Source organism: Acidovorax sp. 59 (assembly GCF_002754175.1).
In the GTDB taxonomy this organism is placed as follows: domain Bacteria; phylum Pseudomonadota; class Gammaproteobacteria; order Burkholderiales; family Burkholderiaceae_C; genus Acidovorax; species Acidovorax delafieldii.
The window spans coordinates 345,014-370,663 of sequence record NZ_PEET01000001.1; the positions used below are offsets into that span (position 1 = coordinate 345,014).

The following is a 25,650-nucleotide window of genomic DNA, read 5'->3' on the forward strand; positions in this document are numbered from 1 at the left end:
TGCTCTGAAAGATTGACTGCATGACTGAATTGCTCGCCAACCACGTTGCCGGCCGCTGGCAACACGGAACGGGGCCCGGCACTGAGCTGCGCGATCCTGTGCTGGGCACCGCCCTGGTGCGGGTGGACGCCACGGGGTTGAATCTGCCCGAGGCCTTTGCTTTTGCCCGCGAACAGGGGGGAGCTGCGCTACGCGCTGCCACCTATCGTGAGCGGGCCGCCATGCTCGGCGCGGTCGCCAAGGTGCTGCAGGCGCACCGCGACAGCTATTACGACATCGCCACCGCCAATTCCGGCACCGTCAAGACGGACTCTGCGGTGGACATCGACGGCGGCATCTCCACGCTCGGCCAATACGCCAAATGGGATGATGCGCTGGGCGATGTGCGCGTGCTGCGTGACGGGGATGCCGTCAGGCTGGGCAAGGAACCGGTCTTTCAGTCGCAGCACCTGCAGGTGCCGAGGCCAGGGGTGGCGCTGTGCATCAACGCATTCAACTTTCCTGCTTGGGGCCTGTGGGAAAAAGCCGCGCCCGCCTTGTTGTCGGGCATGCCGGTCATCGTCAAGCCCGGCACATCCACGGCGTGGCTGACTCAGCGCATGGTGCAGGACGTGGTGAACGCGGGGGTGTTGCCCGCCGGCGCGCTGTCGATCATCGCGGGAAGCTCGGCGGGCCTGATGGATGCGCTGCAACCCTTTGATGTGGTGTCGTTCACCGGCTCTGCCGAGACGGCGGGCGTTGTCCGCGCGCATCCGGCGGTGGCGCAGCGTTCGGTGCGCGCTAACATCGAGGCGGACAGCCTCAATGCCGCGCTACTGATGCCCGACGCAGAGCCGGGCGGCGCCGCCTTTGACTTGCTGGTGCGCGAAGTCGTTCGTGAGATGACCGTCAAGTCAGGCCAGAAGTGCACCGCGATCCGCCGCATCCTCGTCCCCGCTGCGTCGTACGCTGCGGTGGCAGAGGCTGTCAGCGCCCAGCTGGCCCGCGTGGTAGTGGGCAACCCCCGCAAACCGGAAGTGCGCATGGGCTCGCTGGTCAGCCGCGCCCAGTTCGATGGGGTGCAGGCAGGCATTGCCGCCCTGGGGGCCCATACCGACCTTGTGTATGACGGCCGAACGCGGCCGCTGGTCGATGCCGACCCTGCCGTGGCCGCCTGCGTCGGCCCGGTGCTGCTGGGCGCGCGCGATGCCGACAAGGCCTCCATCGTTCATGACGTGGAGGTGTTTGGACCGGTGGCCACCTTGCTGCCCTATAACGACCTGCCCCATGCGCTGGCCCTTGCGCAGCGTGGCCAGGGCTCACTGGTGACCTCGCTCTATGGCTCCGACGACAAGGCCCTGGCCCAGGCCGCCGTAGCGCTGGCTGCGAGCAATGGCCGTGTGCATGTGGTGACGCCGGCAGTGGCCACTGCGCACACGGGCCACGGCAATGTCATGCCCATGTCGCTGCATGGGGGGCCCGGCCGGGCTGGTGGTGGTGCTGAGCTGGGTGGCTTGCGGGCGCTGGACTTCTACCACCAGCGCAGTGCGGTGCAGGCCAGCCCCGAAGTGCTCGCGGCGCTGGGCTGCTGACCCCCGTAACCACCCACTAAAACAACGCCATCGCGACGGAGACACCCCATGAACAGCCTTCCGGAACAGTTCAATTTTGCAGAGCATCTGTTTGCTCTCAGCCGCGCGCGGGGTGACCGCACCGCCTACATCGACGACCGGGGGACCCTGAGCTACAGCGCGCTGGAAGACCGCGCACGGCGGCTGGCGGCGGTGCTGGCCAACACTGGCGTGCGGCGCGAGGAGCGCGTGCTGCTGCTGATGCTGGACACCAGCGACTGGCCGGTGGCGTTTCTGGGTTGCCTTTACGCGGGTGTGGTGCCCGTGGCGGTCAACACCCTGCTCAAGCCCGACGACTACGCCTACATGCTGACGCACTGCCGGGCGCAGGCGGCACTGGTCTCCGGCGCATTGCTGCCGGTGCTGAACGAGGCGCTGGCCCTGGCACCCCACCATGAGGTGCGTGCTTGCGTGGTGTCGCAGCCGCAAGGCCCGCTGGGTGCGGGGGCAGTGGACATGCAGGCCGCCATCGCCAACACCCCCGCGCTGACTGCGCCCGCCCGCACCGGCCCGGACGAGCCTGGGTTCTGGCTTTATTCCTCGGGCTCCACGGGCAAGCCCAAGGGTACGGTGCACACGCAGGGCAGCCTGTGGTGGACGGCCGAGCTGTATGGCAAGGCGGTGCTGGGCCTGACAGACAAGGATGTGTGCTTTTCGGCTGCCAAGCTCTACTTTGCGTATGGGCTGGGCAACAGCCTGACCTTCCCGTTGTCAGTGGGCGCCACAGTGGTGCTGATGGCCGAGCGACCCACGCCAGACGCCACGTTCGAGCGCTGGACGCGCCACCAGCCCACGGTGTTCTTTGGGGCTCCCACCGGTTTTGCCGGCATGCTGGCCTCGCCCCGCCTGCCTTCCCGAAGTGCGGTGGCGCTGCGCATGTGCTCGTCTGCCGGTGAGGCGCTGCCGGCCGAGATCGCGCAGCGCTTCAAGGACCATTTCGGCTGCGACATCATCGATGGCATTGGCTCGACAGAGATGCTGCACATCTTCCTGTCCAACCGCCCTGGCGATGTGCGCTACGGCACTACTGGCAAACCGGTGCCGGGCTACGAGATATCCCTGCGCGGCGAAGACGGCAGCGAGGTGGCGCAGGGCGAGATTGGCGACCTCTACATCCAGGGCCCCAGCGCTGCGCTGATGTACTGGAACAACCGCGCCAAGACCCGCGAGACCTTCCAGGGCACGTGGACCAAAAGCGGCGACAAATATGTGCGCGATGCCGAGGGCTACTACACCTACGCAGGGCGCAGCGACGACATGCTCAAGGTCAGCGGCATTTACGTGTCCCCCTTCGAGGTGGAGGCCACGCTGATGCAGCACACCTCCGTGCTGGAGGCCGCCGTGGTTGGCACGCAGGATGCCGACGGCCTGACCAAGACCAAGGCGTTTGTCGTGCTCAAGGACGGGCAGGCGGTCACACCGGATGAACTCAAGGCCTTTGTGAAGGAACGCCTGGCGCCCTACAAGTACCCGCGTCTGATCGAATTCTTGCCCGAGCTGCCCAAAACGGCCACCGGCAAGATCCAGCGCTTTCGGCTGCGCGAGCGGGAGCTGCAGGCGTGAGTGCCAACGACGTTGCACCCAGCCCTGCGGGGCGCACTGAGCATGTGCCAGTGCGCTGGCGCAACCGCACGGTCCATATCGAGTACCAGTGGATAGCCCCCGAGCGCAGCACTGCCCCCTTGGTGGTGTTCCTGCACGAGGGCCTAGGCTCCGTGGCGATGTGGAAGGACTTCCCGCGCCAGCTGTGCGATGCGGGTGGGTTTCGGGGGCTGGTGTTCTCACGTCCTGCTTATGGCCGGTCCACCCCCCGGGGCGCGGACGAGGTGTGGGGCGTGGACTTCATGCACCAGCAGGCACACGAGGTGGTGCCCGCATTCCTCGATGCACTGGGCGTGCAGGAAGCCGCGTGGCTCTTCGGCCACAGCGATGGCGCATCGATTTCCCTGTTGCTGGCTGCCCGCTGGCCGCAGCGCGTGCAAGGGCTGGTGGTGATGGCGCCGCACATCTTTGTGGAAGACGTGACGGTGCAAAACATCGAACGCGCGCGGGACGCTTACGAACAGACCGATCTGCGCCACAAGCTGGCGCGTTACCACGACGATGGGGATTCGGCCTTCTGGGGCTGGAACCGCGTCTGGCTGGACCCGGCGTTCCGTGCGTGGAACATCGAGCCGGAGGTCGCCCTGATCCGCGCCCCCGTGCTGGCCATCCAGGGCTGTGATGACGAGTACGGCACCCTGGCCCAGATCCGGGGCATTGCCCAGCGGGTGCCAGGCACCCGGCTGCTGGAATTGCCGGACTGCGCGCACTCTCCGCACCGCGACCAGCCTGGTGCGGTGATGGCCGCTGCGGTCGCCTTCATCCAAGCGCACCACTCGCCCACATAGCGGCAGATGGTGCAGTAGCGGGCGGTAGCCCATACACCCAGCGGCGCCCAAAAAAGGGGCTATTCCACCTGGCGCCGCAGGCCTTCCAGGTCGGTCACGGTGATGCCGCCGTATTCGATCTCCAGCAGGCCAGCGGCCTGCAGCCGCTTCAACGCCGCGTTACAGCGCTGCCGTGATACGCCCGAGAGATTGGCAATTTCTTCTTGCGACACCTGCAGGTGCGTGTCGCTGCCCGGGTGCAGCCAGGGGTGGAACAGGCCTGCCAGCGCGCGGGCCACCTGGCTGTCGGTATCGAGCAAATGGTGGGCCGTAAAGTTGCCCAGAAACCAGTGCATGCGTTCGTTGATCTGGCGCAGCAGAAAGTGGTCAAAGCTGCGCTGCGTGGCGTGCAGCCATTCAAAAGTCTCCATCGGCACCAGCGCAACGCGGCTGGGGCGCAGTGCGATCACGTCGGCCGTGCGGGGCGTGCCGCGCAGCAAGGTGCCCTCGCCGAACCAGCTTCCCGCCGACAGTCCGCCGAGCGTGACCGAGCGGCCATCCCCCGAGGTCACAGTCCACTTCAGCAGCCCCTCGATGGCGCCATACCAGTGCACGGGGGTATGGCCGCGCCGGCACAGCTCGCCGCCCTGGGGCACTTCGACCTCGCGCACATCGTCCATCACCCGCTGCTGGGCGGCGCCGTCCAGGGCCGGGAACCAGGCAGAGTGCAGCAGCAGATCGGTGAGGGTAGGGGGCGCCAGTTTGACCAACATGGTGAGAGTGTCTCCTGCGCCACTGTGTGATGTACAGGCGCGTGCGCGTATTCCCTGAGTCCAAATGTCATCGCGATGACTGAATGTGCAAGGACGTCAAAAAATAATGACGGCTCCATCCACAGGAGACACATGATGATGCACACCCGCCGCCAGTTCATGCACCACGTTGGTTGCGCCTCTGCGCTGGGGGCCTTGTCGCCGCTGGCCGCCTGGGCGCAGACCATCGACCAGGTCAAGATCTTTTACGGCTTTCCCGCAGGCAGCGCGGGCGACAGCGTGGCGCGCAGGGTGGGCGAGAAGCTGGCGGGATCGCCCTACACCCGCAACCCCGCAGTGGTGGAAAACAAGCCCGGCGCGGGCGGCCGCATCGCGCTGGAGTCGCTCAAGGGGGCGCCCGCCGATGGCAGCGTGCTCACGCTGTCGCCGTTTTCGTGCACGTCCATTTACCCGCACATTTACAGCCGCCTGAGCTACGACCCGGCCAAGGACTTTGTGCCGGTGTCCATCGGTGCCGTCATGCACCATGGTCTGGCTGTGGGGCCGCTGGTGCCTGCCTCCGTCAAGACGGTGAAGGACTTTCTGGCCTGGGCCAAGGCCAACCCCGGGCAGGCGAACTACGGCTCACCCGCAGCGGGCTCCACGCCACACTTCATCGGTGCGCTGCTGGGCTTGAACAACGGCGTGGACCTCAAGCATGTGCCGTACCGCGGTTCCATCCCGGGCGTAACCGATGTGGTGGGCGGGCAGATCGCGTCGATGGTCACGCCCAGCGGAGACTTCATTCCCAACCACAAGGCGGGCAAGCTGCGGCTGATCGCCACCTCGGGTCAGGCGCGGTCGCCGTTTTCGCCCGAGGTCGCCACGTTTGCAGAGCAGGGCTTTCCAGAACTCACGACCGAGGAATGGTTTGGCTTTTACGCCCCGGCCCGCACGCCAGCAGCCGTGGTGTCTGCCGCCAACGCCGCCATCAACGCAGCGATCAAGGACAAGGCCGTCATGGACAGCCTGGCCGTGGTGGGGCTCATCGCGAAGGGCTCTACGCCTGCGGAGATGCTGGCCTCGCAACAGGCCGAATATGAGCGCTGGGGCCCGCTGGTGAAGAAGGTCGGCTTCACGGCAGAGTCCTGAAAGGTTCCCCATGGCACACACCGTGAAGCGCGTGGCTGTCGTGGCCACCGGCACCATTGGCGCGAGCTGGGCCGCGTACTTTCTGGCACGGGGTTTGGACGTGCATGCCACCGACCCGTCGCCAGGGGCCGAGCAGCGACTGCGGGACGCCGTCGCCGCGCATTGGGTGGCGCTGGCGCAGCAGGGGCTGACCTCGGGGGCAAGACAGGAGCGCCTGCACTTTCATGTGCGGCTGGAAGATGCTCTGACGCAGGCCGACTTTGTCCAGGAGAACGGGCCCGAGCGACTCGACTTCAAGGTGGACCTGTTCCGCCGCATGGATGCAGCGACCCCGGCGCATGTGGTGCTGGCCTCCAGTTCTTCGGGGCTGGCGGTGACGGATATGCAGAAGGATTGCACGCACCCCGGGCGCGTGGTGCTGGGCCACCCGTTCAATCCGCCGCACATGATCCCGCTGGTCGAAGTGGGCGGCGGCGAGCGCACCACGCCCCAGGCGGTGGCCGATGCCATGGCGTTCTACACCCGCATTGGCAAGCGTCCCATCCAGGTGCGGCGTGAGATCAAGGGGCACATTGCCAACCGCCTGCAGGCGGCGCTCTGGCGCGAGGCCTTTCATCTGGTGGACCAGGGCGTAGCCACTGTGGAAGACATCGACACAGCCATCTCCCAGGGCCCCGGCTTGCGGTGGGCGCTGATGGGGCCGTTCATGAACCTGCACCTGTCGGGTGGCGAAGGTGGCATAGCCCACCTGCTGGCCCACCTGGGCGGTCCCATCGAAAGCTGGTGGCAGGACCTGGGCACTCCGTCCATGACCGAAGCCTTGCAGCGCCAGGTGACCGATGGGGTCGCACAAGCACTAGGCACGCGCCAAGCCAGCGATCTGGCCCGTGCGCGGGATGCCTTGCTCATTGAGTTGCTGCGCGCCAAGCAGGCGTCCGGCTTGTTGAACAAGCCCGATCCCGATCTGCACACCTGAGGCACAGCGTTCCCTGTTTTGAACCTCCATCGTTCCCGAGAACCCACCATGTACCCAGCCTTTCTTGATGACGAGCGCCAGATTGCCCCTGCGCGCGCTGTGCGCACCCAGTTTGACGATGGTTCTTTCACGCTGCGCTCTCCCATGGCGCTGCAACCTTATGCCCGCTGCGTAGGGGAATGGCTCGAACGCTGGGCGCGAGAGACGCCAGATACCCTGGCGCTGGCCGAGCGGGGCGACGGTGCAGAAGGCTGGCGCAGCCTGACCTATGCCCAGCTGCGCCGCCAGGTGGGTGCTGTGGCCCAGTCGCTGCTGGACCTGCGGTTACCAGCCGGGCGGCCCATTGCCATCCTGTCCGACAACGCGGTGGACCATGCGGTGCTCATGCTGGCGGCCATGCATGTGGGCATCACCCCCTGTTCGCTGTCGAGCGCGTATGCGCGCTCCCAGGACCCCAGCCGCCTGCACAGCATGCTGTCGGTGCTGGAGCCCAGCCTGGTCTATGCGTCCGATGCCAGCGTCTATGCGGCAGCCCTGCACGGCTGGGATAGCGATGCCGTGCGTGTGTTCAGCCGCAACGCCTCCACGTGTCCGGGTGCGCTGCCCTGGGAGCATCTGCTCGCTGGGCAGGAAACGCCCCAGGTGCAGCAGGCCATGCAGGCGCTGCTGCCCGATGACCATGCCAAATACCTGCTCACCTCCGGCTCCACCGGTCGGCCCAAGGTGGTCATCAACACCCACCGCATGCTCTGCGCCAACCAGCAGATGATGGCCCAGGCGTGGCGCTTTCTGGAGCACGAGAAGCCGATGCTGGTGGACTGGCTGCCCTGGAGCCATACCTTTGGCGGCAACCACAACCTCAACATGGTGCTGTGCCACGGCGGCACGCTCTACATCGACGAGGGGCGGCCGATGCCGGGGCTCATCGACAAGACGGTGCGCAACCTGCGTGAGGTGCAGCCCACCATGCTGTTCAATGTGCCCCGGGGCTTTGACATGCTGCTGCCGTTTCTGGAGGCCGACGACGGCCTGGCCGCCGATGTGCTGGCGCGCATGCGGCTGGCCTTCTATGCGGCAGCGGCGCTGGCTCCATCGACCTGGCAGCGCCTGCAGGCCGTTGCCCGGCGCGTGCGCCCCGAGCAGCCGCTGTGGCTCACGACATCGTGGGGATCCACAGAGACAGCGCCGGCCGTCACCACCGCGCACTGGCACCTTGAAGGCGCGGGCTGTATTGGTGCACCCTTGCCAGGGCTGGAGCTGAAGCTGGTGCCCAACGGCAGCAAGCTGGAGATGCGGGTTCGTGGCGTGTCGGTGTTTGCGGGCTACCGCAATGCGCCGCGCGAAACGGCGGCCGCGTTCGATCACGAGGGGTTCTACCGCATCGGCGACGCGGGCTATCTGGTGGACGCGGAGCAGCCAGACAAAGGCGTGGTCTTCAACGGGCGCGTGGCGGAGGATTTCAAGCTGTCCAGCGGCAGCTGGGTGTCGGTGGGCACGTTGCGGGTGGAGTTGGTGTCGCAACTGGCGCCGCTGGTCCAGGACATCGTGCTCACCGGGCATGACCGCGATGAGGTGGGCATGCTGGTGTTTCCGTCTGCGGCCGGTGCGGCCGACGCTGTGCGGCTGGAGCAGGCATTGCAGGCTGTGATGCGCGCGCGCCGCGATGCGGGCGCTGGGTCTTCGCAATGCCCCACACGGGCCATGGTGATGGACATGGCGCCTGATGCAGACGCCGGGGAGATCACTGACAAGGGCTACATCAACCAGGGGGCGGTGCTGTCACGCCGCGCGGCGGCGGTGCAGGCGTTGTACGCCCATCCTGCAGTGCCAGGGGTCATCAGGGCCTGATTGCGCGGGGCCCAGGGCGTGTAGGGGAGGCGTCGTCGCGCACCCTTGCGGGTTCCCCCAAAAGCAAAAAGGGGCCTCGCGGCCCCCGGTGCTGAAGCAGGCGCCTTGCGGCGCTGGGTGCATCAGGCGGTTGCGTCCTTGAGCTTCTTCAGGGCGCGGGTCTTGATCTTGACCGAGGCGGGCTTGGCGGGGAACCAGCGCTCTTCACCCGTGAACGGGTCCTTGCCAAAACGCTTTTTCTTGGCAGGCACTTGCTGCAGGCCGATCTTGAGCACGCCAGGCAGCGTGAACTCGCCAGAGCCCTTCTTGTGCACCGAGCCCAGGATGGCGGCTTCCAGCGCAGCCAGCACGGCCTTGGCGGCCTTGGGCTCCACACCCGACTGTTCGGCCAGATGGGCGACCAGCGTGGTCTTGTTGAACGCAGCCTTGATGGGCTTCAGGGCGGCAGCAGCGGCCACGGGCTTGGCGGCGGGAGCGGCTGCTTTCTTGGCGGCTGGAGCCGCCTTTTTGGCTGCAGGTGCTGCCTTCTTGGCGGCGGGTGCTGCGGCCTTGACGGCCACCTTCTTTGCGGGAGCGGGAGTTTTCTTTGCAGTTGCCATGATGTTTTTTCGTTGATTGGAATGACGATGGGCCCTGCCTCTGCGGGCGAGGACCTGCGTGATTTTAGGTGCGATAACGCCAGACGCGATAGGGCCTGCGTGCCGCAGGTGTTTGCAGCCGTCGCATGGGTGCTGTGCCAACGGCTTGCGCAGGGCCCGCGAGGTCGTTGCACGAGCGCGCTTTGCGCCCCGTTGTTGTCTGCGTGGCTAAGCTGCCGCCTGCAGGCCCAGCACCGCGATCACGTGACAGCCCGTGCCTGCGATGACACAGCCATGCCACACGGCGTGGGCGTAGCGCACCACGGCGTCCATCACAAAAAACACCACACCGGCCGTGTACGCGGCCCCGCCGATGACCAGCCAGGCCGCACTCACGGCGGGCACATGGGCCATCAGGGGCAACGCCGCCAGCAGCGCCACCCAGCCCATCGCCACATACAAGGCCGTGGACAGCCAGGGCGCCGTGCGCCTTGTGCTCAGCTGCAGCCAGCAGCCCGCCAGGGCCGCGAGCCAGACGAGGGCCAGGGCGGTGACATGGTGCGTGTGGCCCGGTGCACTCAACGCAAACGGGGTGAAGCTGCCCGCAATGAACAGGTGGATCGCCGCATGGTCCAGCCGCAGCGCCCATTGCTTGGCCCGCCCCGGCGGTAGCGCGTGGTACAGGGTGGACGCGCCATACAGCAGCGCCATGGTGGCCACAAACACCAGCACACCCCCTATTGCTGCGGGATGCGCGGCGGGGGCTGATTGCAGCAGTTGTGGCACGGCAAGGCAGGCGCCCACCAGCGCAGCACCGTGCAGCGCACTGTTGGCCACCTCTTCGTGCAGGTCCTGCGGCCGGTCGCTCATGGCGATCTTGCTAGTGATGGGCAGGCGTGTGCAGCCGCTCGCGCCACAGCTGCCAGCGCGCGCGCTGCAGGGCCAGGAACTCCACCACGCCCCAGGCCAGTGCACAGGCCAGCATCGCCCAGCCCATGGCCCAGCGGTAGGCCTCAGTCTTGCGCGATGGCGGGTACATCATCGTGGTCCCAGCCGGTGGTGCGGGGCAGGTCCAGGCTCAGCCACCCGCGTTCATCGAACAGCTCATCGAGCAGCCGCTGCAGTCCGAACAATTTCCAGAGCATGTTGCGCCTCTTCCAAAGGGTGGTGACTGCAGGCAAGGTAGCGCCCTTGTGTGACGGTTTCGCGTCGGTTCGCGCAAACCCCACAGGTTGGCCGCAGCGCTGTTCGTGCTGGGCCCCGGGCGCTATCCTCACTGCCTGGCACGCGGTCTGGCGCGCCGTAAACACCGACTTACTCCACCCTTTGAACATGCTGCCCGAGCTTGTGGCGCTGGAAAAAATCCTGGACCTGGGGGCGCCCCATCTGCAGGTGCAGGTCGTCCAGCAGGTGTCTGTGGCATCGGGCACGCAATTTCCCATCTATGCCATTGGGTTGGGCAACCCGGCGCTGGACGTGCCCGCCGTCGGATTCTTTGGCGGCGTGCATGGGCTGGAGCGCATTGGTGCCGAGGTGGTCATTGCCTACCTGCAAAACGTGGTCATGCGGCTGCAGTGGGACACTACCTTGCACCAGCAGCTGGAGCGTGTGCGCCTGGTCTTCATGCCCATCGTCAACCCCGGCGGCATGTGGTCTGCCACGCGCGCCAATCCGCGCGGGGTGGACCTGATGCGCAATGCGCCCGTCGACGCGGTGGACCCGGTGCCCTGGGGCATTGGCGGGCAGCGCGTGAGCGCGGGCCTGCCCTGGTACCGGGGCAGGCTGGGCGAGCCCATGGAGGCCGAGAGCCAGGCGCTGTGCGACGTGGTGGCGCAGCAGCTGCTGGCGCGGCCCTTCAGCATTGCGCTGGACTGCCACTCGGGCTTTGGGGTGAAGGACCGGCTGTGGTTCCCGTTTGCCCACACCCGCCGGCCCATTCCGCACCTGGCCGAGCTGCATGCGCTGCAAGACATCTTTCTGCAGGCGCACAGCAACCACCAGTACATCATCGAGCCGCAGAGCGCGCAGTACCTGGCCCATGGCGACCTGTGGGACCACCTGTACCTGCAGGCCTGCCGCGATGTGCCCGCGCACACCTTCTTGCCGCTCACGCTGGAGATGGGCTCTTGGCTGTGGATCAAGAAGAATCCGCGCCAGCTGTTCTCGCGCAACGGCATCTTCAATCCGCTCATCAACCACCGCCAGCAGCGGGTGCTGCGGCGGCACCTCTCGCTGCTGGACTTTCTGTCGCGCGCGGCCTGCAGCCACGCACGCTGGGTGCCAGCGCCCGATCAGCGTGCGCAGCGCCGGGCAGATGCCCTGGCTGCGTGGTACTGAGATGCCAGTGCGCCCACCACGCCAATGGATCTTGCTGCGCGGTCTGACGCGCGAGGCCGCGCACTGGGGCGCCTTTGGCGAGCGCTTTGCGCAAGCGGTGCCGGGCGACCAGGTGCTGGCGCTGGACCTGCCGGGCAATGGCGAGTTCCATGGCCTGGTGTCGCCCCTGTCGGTGCAGGGCATGGTGCAGGCCTGCCGTGCAGAGCTGGCGCAGCGTGCCGTGGCGCCGCCCTACCACCTGCTGGCCATGTCGCTGGGGGCGATGGTGGCCACCGAATGGGCGCGCGTGGCGCCCCACGAGGTGGCGGGCTGCGTGCTCATCAACACCAGCCTGCGCCCGTTCAGCCCGTTCTGGCACCGCCTGCAGCTGCACAACATCGCACCGCTGCTGCGGCTGGCCTGGCGGTGGCGATCTGCGGAAGCTGCGGAGCAGGTGGTGTGGCAGATCACCAGCCGCAGCGTGCCATCCGCTGCCACCGGCGTGTCGGCGCAGTGGGCCGCGGTGCGCAGGCAACGGCCGGTGTCGGCTCGCAATGCCCTGCGCCAGCTGGTGGCGGCCGCGCGGTACCGCGCGCCGGCAGCCGCACCCGTGGACCGTGTGCTGCTGCTGGGCAGCCTGAAAGACCACCTGGTGTCCCGCCAATGCTCGCAGGCCATTGCGCAGGCCTGGGGGCTGCCGCTGCAGTCGCATCCGTGGGCGGGACACGACCTGCCGCTGGATGACCCGCAGTGGGTCATCGATGCCGTGCTGCAGTGGCTGTCCCGTAGCGAGTCAACGGACGGGTAACGGGGCTACGGCGTGAGACTGCTCAACGCACCCTGTGCCACCAGCTCGCGGTACCACTCCGCATAGCCCGCGCTGCTGGGGTGCAGGCCGTCGGCGGCGTTCAGCTCCTGACTGCGGGTCACGAACGGGTCCTGGTCGCGCGGCTTGAGCAAGCGCACGTAGTGCACCTGCTGCGCGCTGGCTGCCTCCCGCGCCAGCGCATGCAGTGCCTCGGACCGGCGCGACATGGCCCATGACAGGGGCGGCACAAAAAAGGGCGCGTGGCCCACGTTGCCACAAGGCATCAGCACCACCTGCTGCCCCTTGCGGCGCGCGAGCGCCACGGCCTGCTGTACCTGGTCGCGCAGCGTGTCTTCAGACGTGAAGCGGATCACATCGTTGCCTCCCGCCAGCACCAGCACCAGGTCGTAGCCGCCGCCAGCGCGCTCCAGTTGCTGCACCACATCGCCAAATTTGGCGCCGTTGGCCGCCAGGTTGTCGATGCGCCATTGGGGATGGTCCTGGCCGATGCGCCCCGGCAGGCTGTCTGCTGCGGTGCTGGCACCAGTGCCCACGGCGGTGCTGTCTCCCACCACCAGCACACGCCGCGTCGGCTGCGGGGGCTGAGCGGTGTAGGGGCGTGCGTCGCGGGCCAGGTCGGCGGCCGCCCACATGCGCCAAGGGGCACAGCCCGTCAGCAGCAGTGCGCCCGCAGCCACCGCGGCCAGGGTGGCCCACCGGCGGGTGGCGTTGTGGTGCGGGGAGGTCTTTCGCGTCATGGTGCATACGCCCAAAGTTGTCTGGGCTCAGCGTACCTGCAGACTCGGCGACCCTGCGTCGGCGTCGGGCATTCACGTGCGTAGGACAGTGCTACGCCCCGCGTCCAGGGGGGCTACTGCTTGAAGACGACGGCGTCCAGCGCCATCGCCCGGATCGCCTCGGCTGCGGCATCGGCCTGGGCGCGGGTGGCGTAAGGCCCCACCCGCACGCGGATGCGGCGACCCTTGGAATTGTTCAGCTCCTGGCGAAACGCGGGCAGGCCTTCGTTGAGCAAGCGCGCCTGCGTCTTGCGGGCGTTGGCTTCTTCGGCGAACAGGCCCACGTTGATGTAGTAGCCCGGGGCAGTGCCCACCGTGGGCAGCGCGGTGTCGGCGGTGGAGGACGCTGCTGCCGCCGGTGTCTTGGGCTTGGTGGGGGCTGCTGCGCGGCTGGCGGCATCACGGCGTGCAGGGGCGGTAGCGGTGGCGCTGGCCGCAGGCGTCGGTGCGCGGGTCGATGCGGCTGGCGTGGCTGGCTTGGGTGTGGACGCTTTGGCGGCTGGGGGGGCGGCCGTGGCCGATGCGGACAGTGCTGGAGCTGGAGGCTCGGCCGATTTTTGAACGGCAGTGGCGGCAGGAGCGGGCGCGACAGCCAAAGGTGCCGACGCCACAGGTGCAGGCGCAAGCGCAGGCTTGGGGGCTGCTGCTGCAGCAGGAGCCTGGGGCGCGGGTGTGGGCGCTGGCGGTGGTTCTGTTGCCACTTCAGGGGCTGGCGTTGGCGGCGTGGGTGCCCCTTCGGCCTCCGGCACCGGCAAGGCACCCACGGGCTTGGTGGCAGATGCCGCCTGGGCCGCTGCCGTGGCCTGCGCCACCGTGACGGCGGGTTCCAGCGCCAGGGGCTTCACGTCCGACGGCGACAGCGCCAGGTAGGCGATCAGTGCGGCCAGGCCCAGCACCACGTTTGCCAGCACCAGCACCTGCAGCCGCTTGCGCGAGCTGGCCTGCTTTTCGAGCAGCGCGCAGGCTTCCGGCACGGTGCGCGACGCGGCCAGCGCGCGCGCAATGCGCTTGCGGATGTCGGCGTACAGGATGGCGTTGCCGTACAGCCCCGGCACGGCAAAGGCCAGCACCGCAAAGGCGCCCAGCACCCCGAGTTCGATGCCCACGGGCCAGTGCAAAAACGAACGGCCCACGCCAAACACGATCAGTGCCAGCCCCTCGGCTGCCGCCACATAGACCAGCGCGGCACCCCACAGCTGGCGAAACAGCATCCAGTTCAGGGTGCACAGGCAGGCGGCCCAGTTCCAGGTAGTGGTCGTGCGGCCCGTGTCGTCAAAGCGCTCGAACACCTTCAGGTAGTAGTCCGTGTTCACGGGCCCCAGGGCCAGCCGCGACATGGCCGCCATGGCATTGTCGGACGGCGAATCGAGCGACATGGCCGGGATGATGGAGGCGACAGGATCCGTGTGGTCGAGCATGGTCGGATTCTGTCATGCACCGGGCGGTGTATTACCTGCCGAATCGCAAGGTGCTGCGCGGCGGCAACGGGTGCGCGCAGCGTGGTGGCGCGCTGCGGGGCGTCCGAGCAGGCCACTGCGTGCCTGTGGGACGGGTTTTGAGTCAAATCGGCTGCAAGCGCTAGTCGAATATTTGCAAGCAGCTATCAATTAGATAGCGTTCGCTATTTGCCCCGTACCAGGGCCATGATCTGGCCCGCGTCCAGCGTCGCTGCCTTCTGCTGAATTTGTGGCAAGTACTGCGTTTGCAGCTGCTTGGCGGGCGTGAGCAGGCCCTGAAAGGTCTCGCGCAGCATGGCCGTGCTCATGACCCGGCCACCGGCGTAATAGCGCTTGGCCACCTGCCCCAGCGCGTAGGTGGTGGCAAACGAAAACGCCATGCCTGTGGCAGCGCCGCCCAGCCCGCCGATGGTGCGGCCCGCCACCTTGCTCAGCAGGCCGCCCAGCAGCTTGCGACCAAACTGCTCCAGATACTGCGACGTCATGCCCACGCCGGCAGCAGCAATGAACTCCTTGATGTGGCCCTGGTCCAGCTCCACCCCGTGCGCCTTGCCAATGCCGTAGACCATCTTCACCTGCAGCGGGATGATGGCCATCGACGCCCATGACTGCGGCAGCAGCTCCAGCGCGCCATTGAGCAGCGCATAGTTCAGGATGGATTGGTCCAGCTCTGCGTCCGAGCCACCTGCACCGACTGCTGCGGCCAGAGGCGCCGCAGCAGCAGTGGCCACCGGCACCGCCATCGGCACGGCCTTTTCGGCCACGTCCACCAGCGCATCGGCTTGCTGGTCAAACGCTGCCGTCTGCGGGTCGCCCAGCTGCAGGGCCGCCTTGAGGCGGGTCAGAAACTCGCGCTCCGCCGCGGTCTGGCGGCCGTCCACATCACACACGCACACAGCCATCTCGTAGGCCAGTTGGCGGTGCATGGGCTCGCTCAGACCCTGCACGGCGGCCTGCGCGCTGGTGCGCTGCAGCAGCACGTCCTGGTAGATGCGCGGCAGGTCGGCCACGCCCCCGTCGCCCGCGAGCGACTGGGCAATGCGGCGGATCTCTTCGCGTTCGGCATCGTCCTTGTTGCCATCGGCAAACGCGGCCAGAAGGGCGATGGTGAGGATGGATTTTTGCTGGTCCAGGGTCATGGTCGTCGTGCGGAAAAAAGGGGTGGGAGGGGTTGCACACTGCTTGCAGTGTGTTGTGCGGTGGCTTGTGAACAGGTTCTTAGGTGCAGTCTAGGCAATGCGGTTTCAACGCCACAGCGTGTGGGGGATTGATGGCGCGGGCTGTGCGGGGCGCCAGGGCTTCGGGTTTTCCCTTGGGTAGTTCGGCGACTGTGCGGAGGGCCATCGCTTGCCTACAGTGCTTGCCATCGCGCCGTTGTGGCGCGCATCAACGGAGGATGGACATGGGTGCAGCGATTGTGGGTTGGGCGCATTTGCCGTTTGGACGGCTGGACGGCATGGGCCTGGAAGACCTCATCACCCGCGCGGGCCGCGAGGCCCTGCAGCACGCGGGCATCGACGGCACAGCGGTGGATGGCGTGTGGCTGGGCAACCTCAACGGCGGCTTCACGCCCGATGTGTTTGCCTCGTCGCTGGCCCTGCAGTGCGACGACGCCCTGCGGTGGAAGCCCGCCACACGGCTGGAGAACGCCTGCGCGTCGGGCTCGGCGGCCCTCTATGCCGCGTGTGACGCGATCGAAGCCGGTCGCGCCCGGGTTGCCCTCGTCATCGGCGCTGAAAAGATGACCGCTGTCTCCGGCGCCGAGACCACGCGCATCCTGGGCGACTGCGGCTACTCCGGCGAGGCGGGCAGTCCGCCCGGTGGCTTTCCGGGCATTTTTGCCTCCATCGCGCAGGATTACTTTGCCGCGCATGGCGACCACTCGGCCACCCTGGCACGCATCGCGGCCAAGAACCACGCCAACGGCGCGCTCAACCCCTGGGCCCACATGCGCAAGGACCTGGGCTTTGAGTTCTGCAACACTGTGTCCGACCGCAACCCGATGATTGCCGCGCCCCTGCGCAAGACGGACTGCTCGCTGGTGTCTGACGGCGCAGCGGCGCTCGTCCTGGCGGCCGATGATGCGGTGGGCGACTTCCCCCGCGCCGTGCGCCTGCGGGCGCGGGTGCAGGTCAACGACTACCTGCCCATGGCGCGCCGCCGTGTGGTGGACTTTGAAGGGCCCCGGCGCGCCTGGCAGCAGGCGCTGCAGCAGGCAGGGTGCGCGGTGCACGACCTGTCGCTGGCCGAGGTGCACGACTGCTTCACCATCGCCGAGCTGCTCACGTACGAGGCCATGGGCCTGGCGCCCGCAGGCCAGGGCCACCGCCTGCTGGAAGACGGCACCGTGCTGCGCAGCGGCCGCCTGCCCGTCAACGCGTCGGGCGGGCTCAAGGCCAAGGGCCACCCGATCGGCGCCACGGGCGTGTCGATGCATGTGGTGTCGGCCATGCAGCTCTTGGGCGAGGCGGGCGACCTGCAGGTGCCGGGTGCCACCCTGGCGGGCGTGTTCAACATGGGCGGCTCGGCCGTGGCCAACTACGTGAGCATTCTGGAGCGCGCCCGATGAACATCGCCCACCTGCTGCGCCGCAGCGCCTTGCTGCACGCCCACCAGCCCGCGCTGCTGCATGGCGACCAGGTGCTGTGGAGCTACGGCACGCTGGCTGCCCGCACCGCCGCGCTGGCCGCCCATCTGCGCACACGCTGTGGCGTGGCCCCGGGCGACCGCGTGGCCATCTACGCCGCCAATGCGCCCGAATACCTGGAGGCCCTGCACGCCATCCTGTGGGCAGGGGCGGTGTCGGTGCCGGTCAACTACAAGCTGCATGCCAAAGAACTCGCCTACGTGCTGACCGACTCTGGCGCGCGTATGGTGCTGACCTCTGAAGCGCTGGCACCCGCCGTGCGCGAGGCCGGGGCGCCGCAGGACGCGGTGCTGGTCTTTGGCTCCGACGCATACCGCGCCGCAGTCGCCCACACGCCCATGGACGTGTGCGACCGCGCGCCGCATGACGTGGCCTCGCTGTTCTACACCTCGGGCACCACCGGCCGACCCAAGGGTGTGATGCAGACCCACCGCAACCTGCTGGCCATGACGGCCTGCTACTTCATCGGTGTGGACGACATCCTGCCCGGTGACGCCATGGTTTACGCCGCACCCATGTCGCACGGGGCGGGGCTTTACAACTACGCCCAGGTGCTGCGCGGCGAGCGGCATGTGGTGCCGCTGTCGGGCGGGTTCGAGCCGGCCGAACTGGTGCAGCTCGCGGCCAGCGTGGGCCAGCTCACGCTGTTTGCAGCCCCCACCATGGTGCACCGCCTGGTGGACCATGTGCGTGCCACGGGTGCCGACGTCTCAGGCTTCAAGACCATCGTCTACGGCGGAGGCCCCATGTACGCCGACGACCTGCGCAACGCCCTGGCCGTGATGGGCAACCGCTTTGCACAGATCTACGGCCAGGGCGAAAGCCCCATGACCATCACCGCCCTGTCGCGCGCCCAGCTGGCCGACCGCGACCACCCGCGCTGGGCCGAGCGCATGGTGTCGGTGGGCGTGGCGCAGTCGCTGGTGGAGGTGCGTGTGGTCGATGCCACGGGCCAGCCCCTGCGCACCGGCGAAACGGGTGAGGTGGTGGTGCGCGGCGACACCGTGATGCCCGGCTACTGGAACAACCCCACCGCCACCGCGCAGACCTTGCAGGGCGGCTGGCTCTACACCGGCGATATGGGCGCGCTGGATGCCGATGGCTTTCTCACGCTCAAGGACCGGTCCAAGGACGTGATCATCTCCGGCGGCAGCAACATCTACCCGCGTGAGGTGGAAGAGGTGCTGCTGCTTCACCCGCAGGTGCGCGAGGTGGCTGTGGTGGGCCAGCGCGATGCGGAATGGGGCGAGGTGGTGGTGGCCTTCCTGGTTGCAGGGGAGGGTGGCGCGGTGGCCGATGCCGTGCTGGATGCGCTGTGCCTGGAGCACATTGCTCGCTTTAAGCGGCCGAAGGAATACCGGTGGGTGGAGGCTTTGCCGAAGAACAGCTATGGGAAGGTGTTGAAGACGGAGCTGCGGCGTATGTGAGCAAGTGGCGGCTTGCTGGGCCGATTGGCTTTGGCCGATAGCAGTCATAAGATTCACTGCGAAAGCACTTCATGAATCACCCGAATCATTCCAACGAAGAAGGAAGCTCCTCTGACAAGAGCAAGAGCGTCAACCATCATTTCAAGAGGGAGTCGAGGCTGATGATCTGGTTTGCTGTTGGCGTGCCAGTCATCTTGCTGCTTGGAGCCTTTCTGCTAGGTCCTGCGCTCCTCACTTTCATAGGTAGGTAAAGGCATGGACGCGTGGGTTGCACCCGTGGCGAAAGTGGCGGGCGGGGCTGCGTGCCTCAATACCGCATTCCTGTCGGCATCTAGCCCGGATGTTCGGCGTAGATTGGGTCAAGCAGCCCATGCGACAGCTTGCCGATAGGTATGCCGACAGGGCCTTGAAGGACTCAAGAGCGCGCTCGTCCAGGCGAGCATGAGTTTCCGGTACACCCATCACAATCGCGGTTTTCAAACCCGTCCTACTATTCGCCATCTCTCATCAGTACACCCCTCCCATGACCACCACCCTCAAGATCGATTTCGTCTCCGATGTCTCCTGCCCCTGGTGCATCATCGGCCTCAAGGCGCTGGAGCAGGCGGCGGACCGGCTGCAGGGCGAGGTCGCGTTGGACCTGCACTTTCAGCCGTTCGAGCTGAACCCGCAGATGGGTCCTGCGGGTCAGGACATTGGCGAGCACCTGCAAGAAAAATACGGCGCCACGCCCGAGCAGAGCCAGAAGAACCGCGAGGCCATCGCGGCGCGCGGTGCGGCGCTGGGGTTCACCTTCAGCATGGACAAGCGCAGCCGCATCTACAACACCTTTGATGCGCACCGCCTGCTGCACTGGGCCGAAGAGAAGGGCGTGCAGCCCGCGCTGAAGAAGGCGCTGTTCACGGCGTATTTCACCGACGGGCAGGACCCGAGCAACCACGAGGTGCTGGTGCGTGTGGCGGGAGAGGTGGGTCTGGATGTGGCCGAGGCGCGTGCGCTGCTCGCCTCAGACCGCTACGCCGACGAAGTGCGCGAGCGCGAGCAGTTCTATCTGCAAAACGGCATCCATTCGGTGCCCGCGATCATCGTCAACGAGCGCCACCTGATCCAGGGTGGGCAGCCGGTGGAGGTGTTTGAGCAGGCGCTGCGGCAGATTGCCGCGCAGGGCTAGGTGCTATTTATTTGATAGCTGCTCAGGTATATTGCACTAGCGCTACTGGCATCTACGATCAAAAAAGGGGCCTGGAGCCCCTTTTTTTGATGTCTGAGCGATGCCCCGGCCACACCGGGCTACCGTCACTTGCGCAGCGGAATGGCGGTGGCGCGGTCCACGGGAACGGCGGTCACGCTGTTCTGGGGGGAGCCGTCGATGAGCTTTTCAGAGTAGGTCAGGTACACCAGCGTGTTGCGGGCCGGGTCCACCATGCGCACGATGCGCAGGCGCTTGAACAGGATGGACATGCGTTCGCTGAACACTTCCTCCTGTTTCTTCAGTGGCTCGGGAATGCTGATGGGGCCGACCTGGCGACAGGCAATGGAGGCCTCGGCGCGGTCCTCGGCCAGGCCCAGCGTGCCCTTGACACCACCGATGCGTGCCCGCGAGACGTAGCAGGTGACGCCCCGTACGCCCGGGTCGTCATAGGCCTCGACGATGATGTCGTGGTCGCGGCCGATCCACTGGAACGCGGTGTCCACGGTGCCGATCTTTTCGCCCGATGCGGCCTGCACTGTGCCGCCCGCGAGGGCCGCAAGCGCCACAACGGCGGCGGTTGCCAACGTGTGCGCAGCGGTCATGCCGCGGTCTCGCCTTCGGTGCAGCGTTGGGCCAGGTGGGCCAGCGCTTCTTCGACCTGGTCCACCAGCACCAGGCACAGGTCGCCGGGTTGCAGGCGCTCCAGGGCGGTGTCAATGGCGATGAACTCGCCACGGATCTCTTCCACGTGCGTGGTGCGCGGCGCACCGGCCAGGCCTTCGCGCAGCAGTGCCATCACTTCGCCGTCGGCGCGGCCGCGCTGGGCAGCGTCCTGGTACAGGATCACGTCGTCAAACGCGGCGCCCAGGATCACGGTCTGCTCGCGGATGTCTTCGTCGCGCCGGTCGCCCGCGCCGCTGATGACCACGCTGCGGCGCTTGCCGGGCAGGGCGTCCACGGCCTGCACCAGGGCGCGCATGGCGTCGGGGTTGTGGCCGTAGTCGGCGATCACCGTCGCACCCCGGTAGTCCATGATGTTGAAGCGGCCGGGGGCGTTGTCGCTGTCGTTCACAAAGCCCGACAGGCCGCGGCGGATGGTCTGCCAGGGCATGCCCACGCCCCAGGCGGCAGCCACGGAGGCCATGACGTTCTCGACCTGAAAACCGATCTTGCCGTTGCGCGTGATGGGCACATCGCGCAGGTGGATGGTTTCGCGCCACGAGCCTTCGGAGGCGACGATGGAGTCACCGTCCACGTAGACGGTGCGGTGGCCCTGGGCGCGGTGCGTGACCATCACGGGGTGGTGGCGGTCGCTGGCAAAGTAGATCACCTTGCCGGGGCAGGCCGAAGCCATGGCCGCCACGATGGGGTCGGCGGCGTTGAGCACCGCGTAGCCCGTGGGGGCCACGTTCTGCACGATCACGCGCTTGAGCACGGCCAGGTCTTCCACCGTGGTGATGTAGTTCAGGCCCAGGTGGTCGCCCGCGCCGATGTTGGTGACCACGGCCACCTGGCAGCGGTCAAAGCCCAGGCCTTCGCGCAAGATGCCGCCACGGGCGGTCTCGAACACGGCGGCGTCCACCTCGGGGTGCAGCAGCACGTTGCGGGCGCTCTTGGGGCCGCTGCAGTCGCCACTGTCGATCTGGCGGCCGTTCACGTACACGCCGTCGGTGTTGGTCATGCCCACGCGCAGGCCCTGGGCGGTGAACAGGTGCGCAATCAGGCGGGCGGTGGTGGTCTTGCCGTTGGTGCCGGTGACGGCCACGGTAGGGATGCGGCCGTCGTCGCCATGGGCAAACAGTTTGTCCACCATGGCCTGGCCCACGTTGCGGGGCTTGCCGTAGCTGGGGGCCAGGTGCATGCGCAGGCCGGGGGCGGCGTTCACTTCCACAAAGCCGCCACCTTGTTCTTCAAGGGGGCGCAGCACGGTCTCGGCCACCATGTCCACACCGCAGATGTGCAGGCCCACCATCTGGGCGGCGGCCACGGCGCGGGCCGCAACCTCGGGGTGCACGTCGTCAGTCACATCGGTGGCGGTGCCGCCGGTGGACAGGTTGGCGTTGTTGCGCAGGATGACGCGCTGGCCTTTCTCCGGCACCGAGTCGGGCGTCAGGCCCTGCATGGCCAGGCGGGCTACTGCGATGTCATCGAGGCGGATCTTGGTCAGCGAGGTGGCATGGCCTTCGCCACGGCGGGGGTCCTGGTTGACCACGTCCACCAGCTGGCGCACGGTGTGCTCGCCATCGCCCAGCACCTGGGGCGGCTCGCGGCGGGCGGCGGCCACCAGCTGGTCGCCCACCACCAGCAGGCGGAAGTCGTGGCCGGGCAAGAAGCGCTCGACCATCACGGTGCCGTAGTCGGCGGCGTTCTTGTAGGCTTCTTCAAGCTGTGCGCGGTCGGTGATGTTGACGGTGACGCCCTTGCCCTGGTTGCCGTCTTGCGGCTTGACCACCACGGGCAGGCCGACCTTGAGGGCGACCTCCCAGGCTTCGTCCACAGTCTCCACCGGCTTGCCCAGCGGGACAGGCACGCCAGCGGCGTGCAGCAGGCGCTTGGTCAGGTCCTTGTCCTGGCCGATGGATTCGGCCACGGCGCTGGTTGAATCGACCTCGGCTGCCTGAATGCGGCGCTGCTTGGAACCCCAGCCAAACTGCACCAGGCTGCCGCGCGTGAGGCGGCGGTAGGGGATGCCCCGGGCTACGGCGGCCTCGACGATGGAGCCCGTGCTGGGGCCCAGGCGCTCGTCTTCGTCCAGCTCGCGCAGGTCGGCGACGGCCTTTTCGGCGTCAAAGCTGCCGTTGCCCAGCGCGGCCTGGATGAGTTGCTGTGCGTCTTCAAACGCCTTGCGGCCCACGGCTTCTTCGCTGTATTCGACAACCACTTGGTACACACCGACATCACTGGTGGCCGTGGTGCGCGCAAAGGTCACGGGGCAGCCGGCCTGCGCTTGCAACGCCAGTGCTGCGGTCTGCAGCACGTGGGCCAGCGACACATCGCCGCCACCGGTTTCCGGGTGCAGTGCGCCGATGGCGGGGAACAGGGCCCGCAGGCGGGCTTCGAATCCGGCCATCTGGCCCACGGCGCGCTCGTTCTCGGCGCAGGTCACCACGGCCTCGATGGCCATGTGGCGGCTCCAGAGGTTGGGGCCGCGCAGGGCCCGGGTGCGGGTTACATCCATGGAAGTCTCTTTCAGTGGTCCATCAGAGCGCTGGGGCCCTGTTCAGGTCGTGGGATGTGGGGTCAAACAACAAACAAAGGCAAATGCACGAGAGGCCATCACGACCGCAGGGCGGCGGTGGGGACCAGTTCGGGCTCGAAGGTCTTGATGCCTGCGCCGATCAGGTCGGGGGCAATGTCCAGCGCCCAGGCCGTGCCGATGGCGGCCAGCAGGGCGTCGGTGTTTGGCACCACGGCGTTGCGGCCAAAGGTCAGGTCAGACAGGGCGCCCAGCACATGCTCGGCGCTGCCCGTGGCCAGCACCACGCGGCCGTTCTTCACGAAGACGGCGCGGCCATTGTCCTTGGCGCGGTGTTCGGCGATGACGGGCAGCGTGCCGTCCTGCGCATACAGCACCACGTCGCCGTCGGACAGGGGGGCCAGGTCGGCCACCTGGGCGATGGCGGCATTGAGCACCGCAGCGCCTTCGGCCAGCACCACGTCCACCTGGGTGCGCATCACCTTGGTCATCTGGTCCTGTTCGTGCACATCGAATTCGGCCAGCGTTTCCACGCCGTCCATGTCGGTCACCACGCCCACCTGGCAGCGGTCATACGCCAGGCCGTCGCGCAGGATGGTGCGGGCGTCGCTTTCGATCACGGCGGCCTGCACCATCTTGTTCATCAGCAGGCGGTGGGCGGCTTCCCAGTGGGCGCAGTCGGTGGCCTCCACGCAGCGACGATCCAGAAACAGCCCTTCGCGGCAGGCCAGGCCGGTGTGGTGCCCGCTCAGGTGCAGCAGCCAGGCCACCACGCGCGAGATGGTCGATGTGCTGCGCGTGCCGGCCACGCCCACCAGCGGAATGCGACCGGCCTGACCTTCGTCATCGGCGTCGGAGGGGAACAGGTGCTCGGCAATTGCCTGGCCCACAGGGCGCGGCGCGCCCACGGCGGGTTTCAGGTGCATGAGCAGGCCAGGGCCTGCGTTGACTTCGACAATCGCGCCGCCCTGGGTGTGCAGGGGCTTGGAAATATCGCGGGCCACCATGTCGATGCCTGCGATGTCCAGGCCCACCACCTTGGCGGCAAGCTGGGCGATGTACGCCACTTCAGGGTGTACGTCGTCCGTGCAGTCCACGGCCACGTTGCCATTGCGCTGCACCACCACTTGGCGGCCAGCGGCGGGCACCGAGTCGGCTTCAAGGTCCTGGCGCTTGAGTTCGAGCTGCACCTTGGTGTCGGTGGCCAGGTCGATGATTTCGAGCGGGTACTCTTCTTCGTAACCCCGGCGCGGGTCGGAGTTGAGCTGGGTGTCGATGAGTTCCTTGACGGTGGAGCGGCCGTTGCCGGTGATGGTGACCAACTCGCCACGTGCTGCGGCGACCACCTTGCCGCCCACCACCAGCAGGCGGTGCTCGTCGCCAGGGATGAAGCGCTCCACCATCACGTCGCTGCCCTCGGGGTAGGCCACGTGGTAGGCCGCTTCGATGTCTTCCTGCTTGCGCAGGTCCAGCGTCACGCCCCGGCCGTGGTTGCCGTCGGAGGGTTTGACCACCACGGGCAGGCCGATGTCTTGCGCGGCCTCCCAGGCTTCCTCGGGGCTGTTGACGACCTGGCCTTCGGGGATGGGCACGCCGCAGGACTTGAGCAGGCCCTTGGTCAGATCCTTGTCGCTGGCAATGCCTTCAGCAATCGCGCTGGTGTACTCGGTCTCGGCGGTCCAGATGCGGCGCTGGCGGGCGCCATAGCCCAGTTGCACCAGGTTGCCGTCATTCAGGCGGATGTGGGGAATGCCCCGGTCGGTGGCGGCGGTGACGATGCAGGCGGTGCTGGGGCCGAGGTACTGGTCGTCCACCTCGGTGCGCACGCGCGCCACGGCGGCCTGCACATCAAAAGGCTGGTCGTTGATGGCCGCCATGATCAGTGCATGGCCCTGGGCCAGTGCCACGCGGGCCACGCTTTCGTCGCGGGCGCGGAACACCATGCGGTACACGCCGCGCTGGCTGGTGCTGCGCGTCTGGCCGAAGCCGGTGGGCATGCCTGCCAGATTGAGCAGCTCGATCACGATGTGCTCCAGCACATGGCCGCACCAGGTGCCTTCCTGCAGGCGCTGCAGGAAGCCGCCGCGCTCGCCCACGCCGCAGTGGTGCTCGATCAGCGCTGGCAGCCAGGCCGTGAGGCGGTCATTGAAGCCGGGGATGGTGTTGGAGGGATAGTCCTCCAGCTCGCCCAGGTCCAGCCAGACTTCCAGGACCGGCCGGTAGGTCCAGATATTGGGGCCCCGCAGGTAGTTGATGCGAAGCAGTTGGATGTCGTTGAGTTTCGCCATGGATTGCAGCGGTTGTGGTTCCGGCCTTGGTAAGGGCTGTGCGGTAGAGGGACGAAAGGGAATTTTGTGGACGATGATTGTGCGCCAGTCCAGGGCCTGTGCGCAGTGTCAGCCAAAAGGCCGCCACAGACGTTACAGGAGGATGCCGTCGCACCGTGGCGTGCAGTATCGGTGAGAATTCTTGCTTTCGCGAGAGCGGCCACCGCAGGCAGCCGGTGGCGGAAAACCCAACCAAAA

At 67.3% G+C, this 25,650-nt stretch carries 22 protein-coding genes; 11 read left to right on the forward strand and 11 right to left on the reverse strand.

Features of this window, described 5'->3' with window-relative positions; translation table 11 throughout:
- Nucleotides 1-20: 20 nt before the first annotated feature.
- The 3 genes from CLU87_RS01675 to CLU87_RS01685 are packed head-to-tail and all read left to right on the forward strand — an operon-like array spanning nt 21 to nt 4,000.
- On the forward strand, nt 21-1,571 hold the full coding sequence (locus CLU87_RS01675; RefSeq protein ID WP_099729284.1) for a 3,4-dehydroadipyl-CoA semialdehyde dehydrogenase: 1,551 nt from the start codon (nt 21-23) through the stop codon (nt 1,569-1,571).
- A gap of 48 nt (nt 1,572-1,619) precedes the next feature.
- Nucleotides 1,620-3,173, forward strand: a complete 1,554-nt coding sequence (locus CLU87_RS01680) for a benzoate-CoA ligase family protein (protein WP_099729285.1) — start codon at nt 1,620-1,622, stop codon at nt 3,171-3,173.
- A complete protein-coding gene (locus CLU87_RS01685; protein WP_099729286.1) occupies nt 3,170-4,000 on the forward strand; it encodes an alpha/beta fold hydrolase in 831 nt (276 codons plus the stop codon). The genes CLU87_RS01680 and CLU87_RS01685 overlap by 4 nt, the downstream gene beginning before the upstream one ends.
- A gap of 59 nt (nt 4,001-4,059) precedes the next feature.
- Here CLU87_RS01685 and CLU87_RS01690 read toward each other — a convergent pair whose 3' ends face one another.
- Entirely contained in the window at nt 4,060-4,752 is a 693-nt protein-coding gene (locus tag CLU87_RS01690) for a Crp/Fnr family transcriptional regulator (RefSeq protein WP_056066474.1), read from the reverse strand.
- 138 nt (nt 4,753-4,890) lie between these two features.
- On the opposite strand from CLU87_RS01690, the gene CLU87_RS01695 reads away from it, so the two are divergent.
- From CLU87_RS01695 to CLU87_RS01705, 3 genes are read left to right on the forward strand one after another with little or no spacing between them, the layout of a single operon-like run.
- Nucleotides 4,891-5,883: a Bug family tripartite tricarboxylate transporter substrate binding protein gene (locus CLU87_RS01695; RefSeq protein WP_099731989.1), complete on the forward strand. Its 993-nt coding sequence runs from the start codon at nt 4,891-4,893 to the stop codon at nt 5,881-5,883.
- A 10-nt stretch (nt 5,884-5,893) separates the two neighbouring features.
- Nucleotides 5,894-6,859 (forward strand): 3-hydroxyacyl-CoA dehydrogenase NAD-binding domain-containing protein, encoded by a 966-nt coding sequence (locus CLU87_RS01700; protein ID WP_099729288.1) that lies wholly within the window; start codon nt 5,894-5,896, stop codon nt 6,857-6,859.
- Between the two features lie 48 nt (nt 6,860-6,907).
- On the forward strand, nt 6,908-8,707 hold the full coding sequence (locus CLU87_RS01705; RefSeq protein WP_099729289.1) for a feruloyl-CoA synthase: 1,800 nt from the start codon (nt 6,908-6,910) through the stop codon (nt 8,705-8,707).
- Nucleotides 8,708-8,829: 122 nt separating this feature from the next.
- Here the strand turns inward: CLU87_RS01705 and CLU87_RS01710 are convergent, their stop codons facing one another.
- The 4 genes from CLU87_RS01710 to CLU87_RS23580 all read right to left on the reverse strand — a co-directional run bounded on the left by CLU87_RS01710 (nt 8,830) and on the right by CLU87_RS23580 (nt 10,430).
- Nucleotides 8,830-9,306 carry an HU family DNA-binding protein gene (locus CLU87_RS01710; RefSeq protein ID WP_056066465.1) on the reverse strand — a complete coding sequence of 159 codons (477 nt, stop codon included), beginning with the start codon at nt 9,304-9,306 and terminating at the stop codon, nt 8,830-8,832.
- A 207-nt stretch (nt 9,307-9,513) separates the two neighbouring features.
- Nucleotides 9,514-10,155, reverse strand: coding sequence for a hemolysin III family protein (locus CLU87_RS01715; RefSeq protein ID WP_099729290.1), 642 nt, complete (start codon nt 10,153-10,155; stop codon nt 9,514-9,516).
- A gap of 10 nt (nt 10,156-10,165) precedes the next feature.
- Complete coding sequence (locus tag CLU87_RS23300; RefSeq protein ID WP_167514362.1) at nt 10,166-10,327, reverse strand: hypothetical protein; 162 nt, start codon at nt 10,325-10,327, stop codon at nt 10,166-10,168.
- Nucleotides 10,299-10,430, reverse strand: coding sequence for a hypothetical protein (locus tag CLU87_RS23580; RefSeq protein ID WP_255342784.1), 132 nt, complete (start codon nt 10,428-10,430; stop codon nt 10,299-10,301). Before CLU87_RS23580 ends, CLU87_RS23300 begins: the two co-directional genes overlap by 29 nt.
- Nucleotides 10,431-10,617: 187 nt before the next feature.
- On the opposite strand from CLU87_RS23580, the gene CLU87_RS01720 reads away from it, so the two are divergent.
- Together CLU87_RS01720 and CLU87_RS01725 are read left to right on the forward strand one after the other, a co-directional pair.
- A complete protein-coding gene (locus CLU87_RS01720; protein ID WP_099729291.1) occupies nt 10,618-11,622 on the forward strand; it encodes a M14 family zinc carboxypeptidase in 1,005 nt (334 codons plus the stop codon).
- A 1-nt stretch (nt 11,623) separates the two neighbouring features.
- Nucleotides 11,624-12,409: an alpha/beta fold hydrolase gene (locus tag CLU87_RS01725; protein WP_099731990.1), complete on the forward strand. Its 786-nt coding sequence runs from the start codon at nt 11,624-11,626 to the stop codon at nt 12,407-12,409.
- Between the two features lie 5 nt (nt 12,410-12,414).
- Here CLU87_RS01725 and CLU87_RS01730 read toward each other — a convergent pair whose 3' ends face one another.
- From CLU87_RS01730 to CLU87_RS01740, 3 genes are all read right to left on the reverse strand, one after another.
- Complete coding sequence (locus CLU87_RS01730; protein ID WP_099729292.1) at nt 12,415-13,167, reverse strand: SGNH/GDSL hydrolase family protein; 753 nt, start codon at nt 13,165-13,167, stop codon at nt 12,415-12,417.
- A gap of 113 nt (nt 13,168-13,280) precedes the next feature.
- Complete coding sequence (locus CLU87_RS01735; protein ID WP_099729293.1) at nt 13,281-14,624, reverse strand: SPOR domain-containing protein; 1,344 nt, start codon at nt 14,622-14,624, stop codon at nt 13,281-13,283.
- A gap of 203 nt (nt 14,625-14,827) precedes the next feature.
- Entirely contained in the window at nt 14,828-15,802 is a 975-nt protein-coding gene (locus CLU87_RS01740) for a YcjF family protein (protein WP_099729294.1), read from the reverse strand.
- A gap of 263 nt (nt 15,803-16,065) precedes the next feature.
- Between CLU87_RS01740 and CLU87_RS01745 the strand changes: the two genes are divergently transcribed.
- The 3 genes from CLU87_RS01745 (at nt 16,066) to CLU87_RS01755 (ending at nt 19,908) form a co-directional block, all read left to right on the forward strand.
- Nucleotides 16,066-17,232 carry an acetyl-CoA acetyltransferase gene (locus CLU87_RS01745; RefSeq protein WP_099731991.1) on the forward strand — a complete coding sequence of 389 codons (1,167 nt, stop codon included), beginning with the start codon at nt 16,066-16,068 and terminating at the stop codon, nt 17,230-17,232.
- A complete protein-coding gene (locus CLU87_RS01750) occupies nt 17,229-18,737 on the forward strand; it encodes an AMP-binding protein (RefSeq protein ID WP_099729295.1) in 1,509 nt (502 codons plus the stop codon). Before CLU87_RS01745 ends, CLU87_RS01750 begins: the two co-directional genes overlap by 4 nt.
- A gap of 523 nt (nt 18,738-19,260) precedes the next feature.
- Entirely contained in the window at nt 19,261-19,908 is a 648-nt protein-coding gene (locus CLU87_RS01755; RefSeq protein WP_056066442.1) for a DsbA family oxidoreductase, read from the forward strand.
- Between the two features lie 125 nt (nt 19,909-20,033).
- On the opposite strand, the gene CLU87_RS01760 is transcribed toward CLU87_RS01755, so the two are convergent.
- The 3 genes from CLU87_RS01760 to cphA (CLU87_RS01770) form a co-directional block, all read right to left on the reverse strand.
- Nucleotides 20,034-20,531 (reverse strand): CreA family protein, encoded by a 498-nt coding sequence (locus tag CLU87_RS01760; RefSeq protein ID WP_056746935.1) that lies wholly within the window; start codon nt 20,529-20,531, stop codon nt 20,034-20,036.
- On the reverse strand, nt 20,528-23,107 hold the full coding sequence (gene cphA / locus CLU87_RS01765) for a cyanophycin synthetase (protein WP_099729296.1): 2,580 nt from the start codon (nt 23,105-23,107) through the stop codon (nt 20,528-20,530). The genes CLU87_RS01760 and cphA (CLU87_RS01765) overlap by 4 nt, the downstream gene beginning before the upstream one ends.
- A 98-nt stretch (nt 23,108-23,205) precedes the next feature.
- Nucleotides 23,206-25,413 (reverse strand): cyanophycin synthetase, encoded by a 2,208-nt coding sequence (gene cphA, locus CLU87_RS01770; protein WP_056746933.1) that lies wholly within the window; start codon nt 25,411-25,413, stop codon nt 23,206-23,208.
- Nucleotides 25,414-25,650 lie beyond the last annotated feature (237 nt).

Bases quoted from the DNA above. Each gene is read 5' to 3' on its own strand.
- CLU87_RS01675 (WP_099729284.1), top strand. From the start codon at position 21: ATGACTGAATTGCTCGCCAACCACGTTGCCGGCCGCTGGCAACACGGA.
- CLU87_RS01680 (WP_099729285.1), top strand. From the start codon at position 1,620: ATGAACAGCCTTCCGGAACAGTTCAATTTTGCAGAGCATCTGTTTGCT.
- CLU87_RS01690 (WP_056066474.1), bottom strand. From the start codon at position 4,752: ATGTTGGTCAAACTGGCGCCCCCTACCCTCACCGATCTGCTGCTGCAC.
- CLU87_RS01695 (WP_099731989.1), top strand. From the start codon at position 4,891: ATGCACACCCGCCGCCAGTTCATGCACCACGTTGGTTGCGCCTCTGCG.
- CLU87_RS01700 (WP_099729288.1), top strand. From the start codon at position 5,894: ATGGCACACACCGTGAAGCGCGTGGCTGTCGTGGCCACCGGCACCATT.
- CLU87_RS01705 (WP_099729289.1), top strand. From the start codon at position 6,908: ATGTACCCAGCCTTTCTTGATGACGAGCGCCAGATTGCCCCTGCGCGC.
- CLU87_RS01710 (WP_056066465.1), bottom strand. From the start codon at position 9,306: ATGGCAACTGCAAAGAAAACTCCCGCTCCCGCAAAGAAGGTGGCCGTC.
- CLU87_RS01715 (WP_099729290.1), bottom strand. From the start codon at position 10,155: ATGAGCGACCGGCCGCAGGACCTGCACGAAGAGGTGGCCAACAGTGCG.
- CLU87_RS23300 (WP_167514362.1), bottom strand. From the start codon at position 10,327: ATGATGTACCCGCCATCGCGCAAGACTGAGGCCTACCGCTGGGCCATG.
- CLU87_RS23580 (WP_255342784.1), bottom strand. From the start codon at position 10,430: ATGCTCTGGAAATTGTTCGGACTGCAGCGGCTGCTCGATGAGCTGTTC.
- CLU87_RS01720 (WP_099729291.1), top strand. From the start codon at position 10,618: ATGCTGCCCGAGCTTGTGGCGCTGGAAAAAATCCTGGACCTGGGGGCG.
- CLU87_RS01725 (WP_099731990.1), top strand. From the start codon at position 11,624: ATGCCAGTGCGCCCACCACGCCAATGGATCTTGCTGCGCGGTCTGACG.
- CLU87_RS01730 (WP_099729292.1), bottom strand. From the start codon at position 13,167: ATGACGCGAAAGACCTCCCCGCACCACAACGCCACCCGCCGGTGGGCC.
- CLU87_RS01735 (WP_099729293.1), bottom strand. From the start codon at position 14,624: ATGCTCGACCACACGGATCCTGTCGCCTCCATCATCCCGGCCATGTCG.
- CLU87_RS01740 (WP_099729294.1), bottom strand. From the start codon at position 15,802: ATGACCCTGGACCAGCAAAAATCCATCCTCACCATCGCCCTTCTGGCC.
- CLU87_RS01745 (WP_099731991.1), top strand. From the start codon at position 16,066: ATGGGTGCAGCGATTGTGGGTTGGGCGCATTTGCCGTTTGGACGGCTG.
- CLU87_RS01750 (WP_099729295.1), top strand. From the start codon at position 17,229: ATGAACATCGCCCACCTGCTGCGCCGCAGCGCCTTGCTGCACGCCCAC.
- CLU87_RS01755 (WP_056066442.1), top strand. From the start codon at position 19,261: ATGACCACCACCCTCAAGATCGATTTCGTCTCCGATGTCTCCTGCCCC.
- CLU87_RS01760 (WP_056746935.1), bottom strand. From the start codon at position 20,531: ATGACCGCTGCGCACACGTTGGCAACCGCCGCCGTTGTGGCGCTTGCG.
- cphA (WP_099729296.1), bottom strand. From the start codon at position 23,107: ATGGATGTAACCCGCACCCGGGCCCTGCGCGGCCCCAACCTCTGGAGC.
- cphA (WP_056746933.1), bottom strand. From the start codon at position 25,413: ATGGCGAAACTCAACGACATCCAACTGCTTCGCATCAACTACCTGCGG.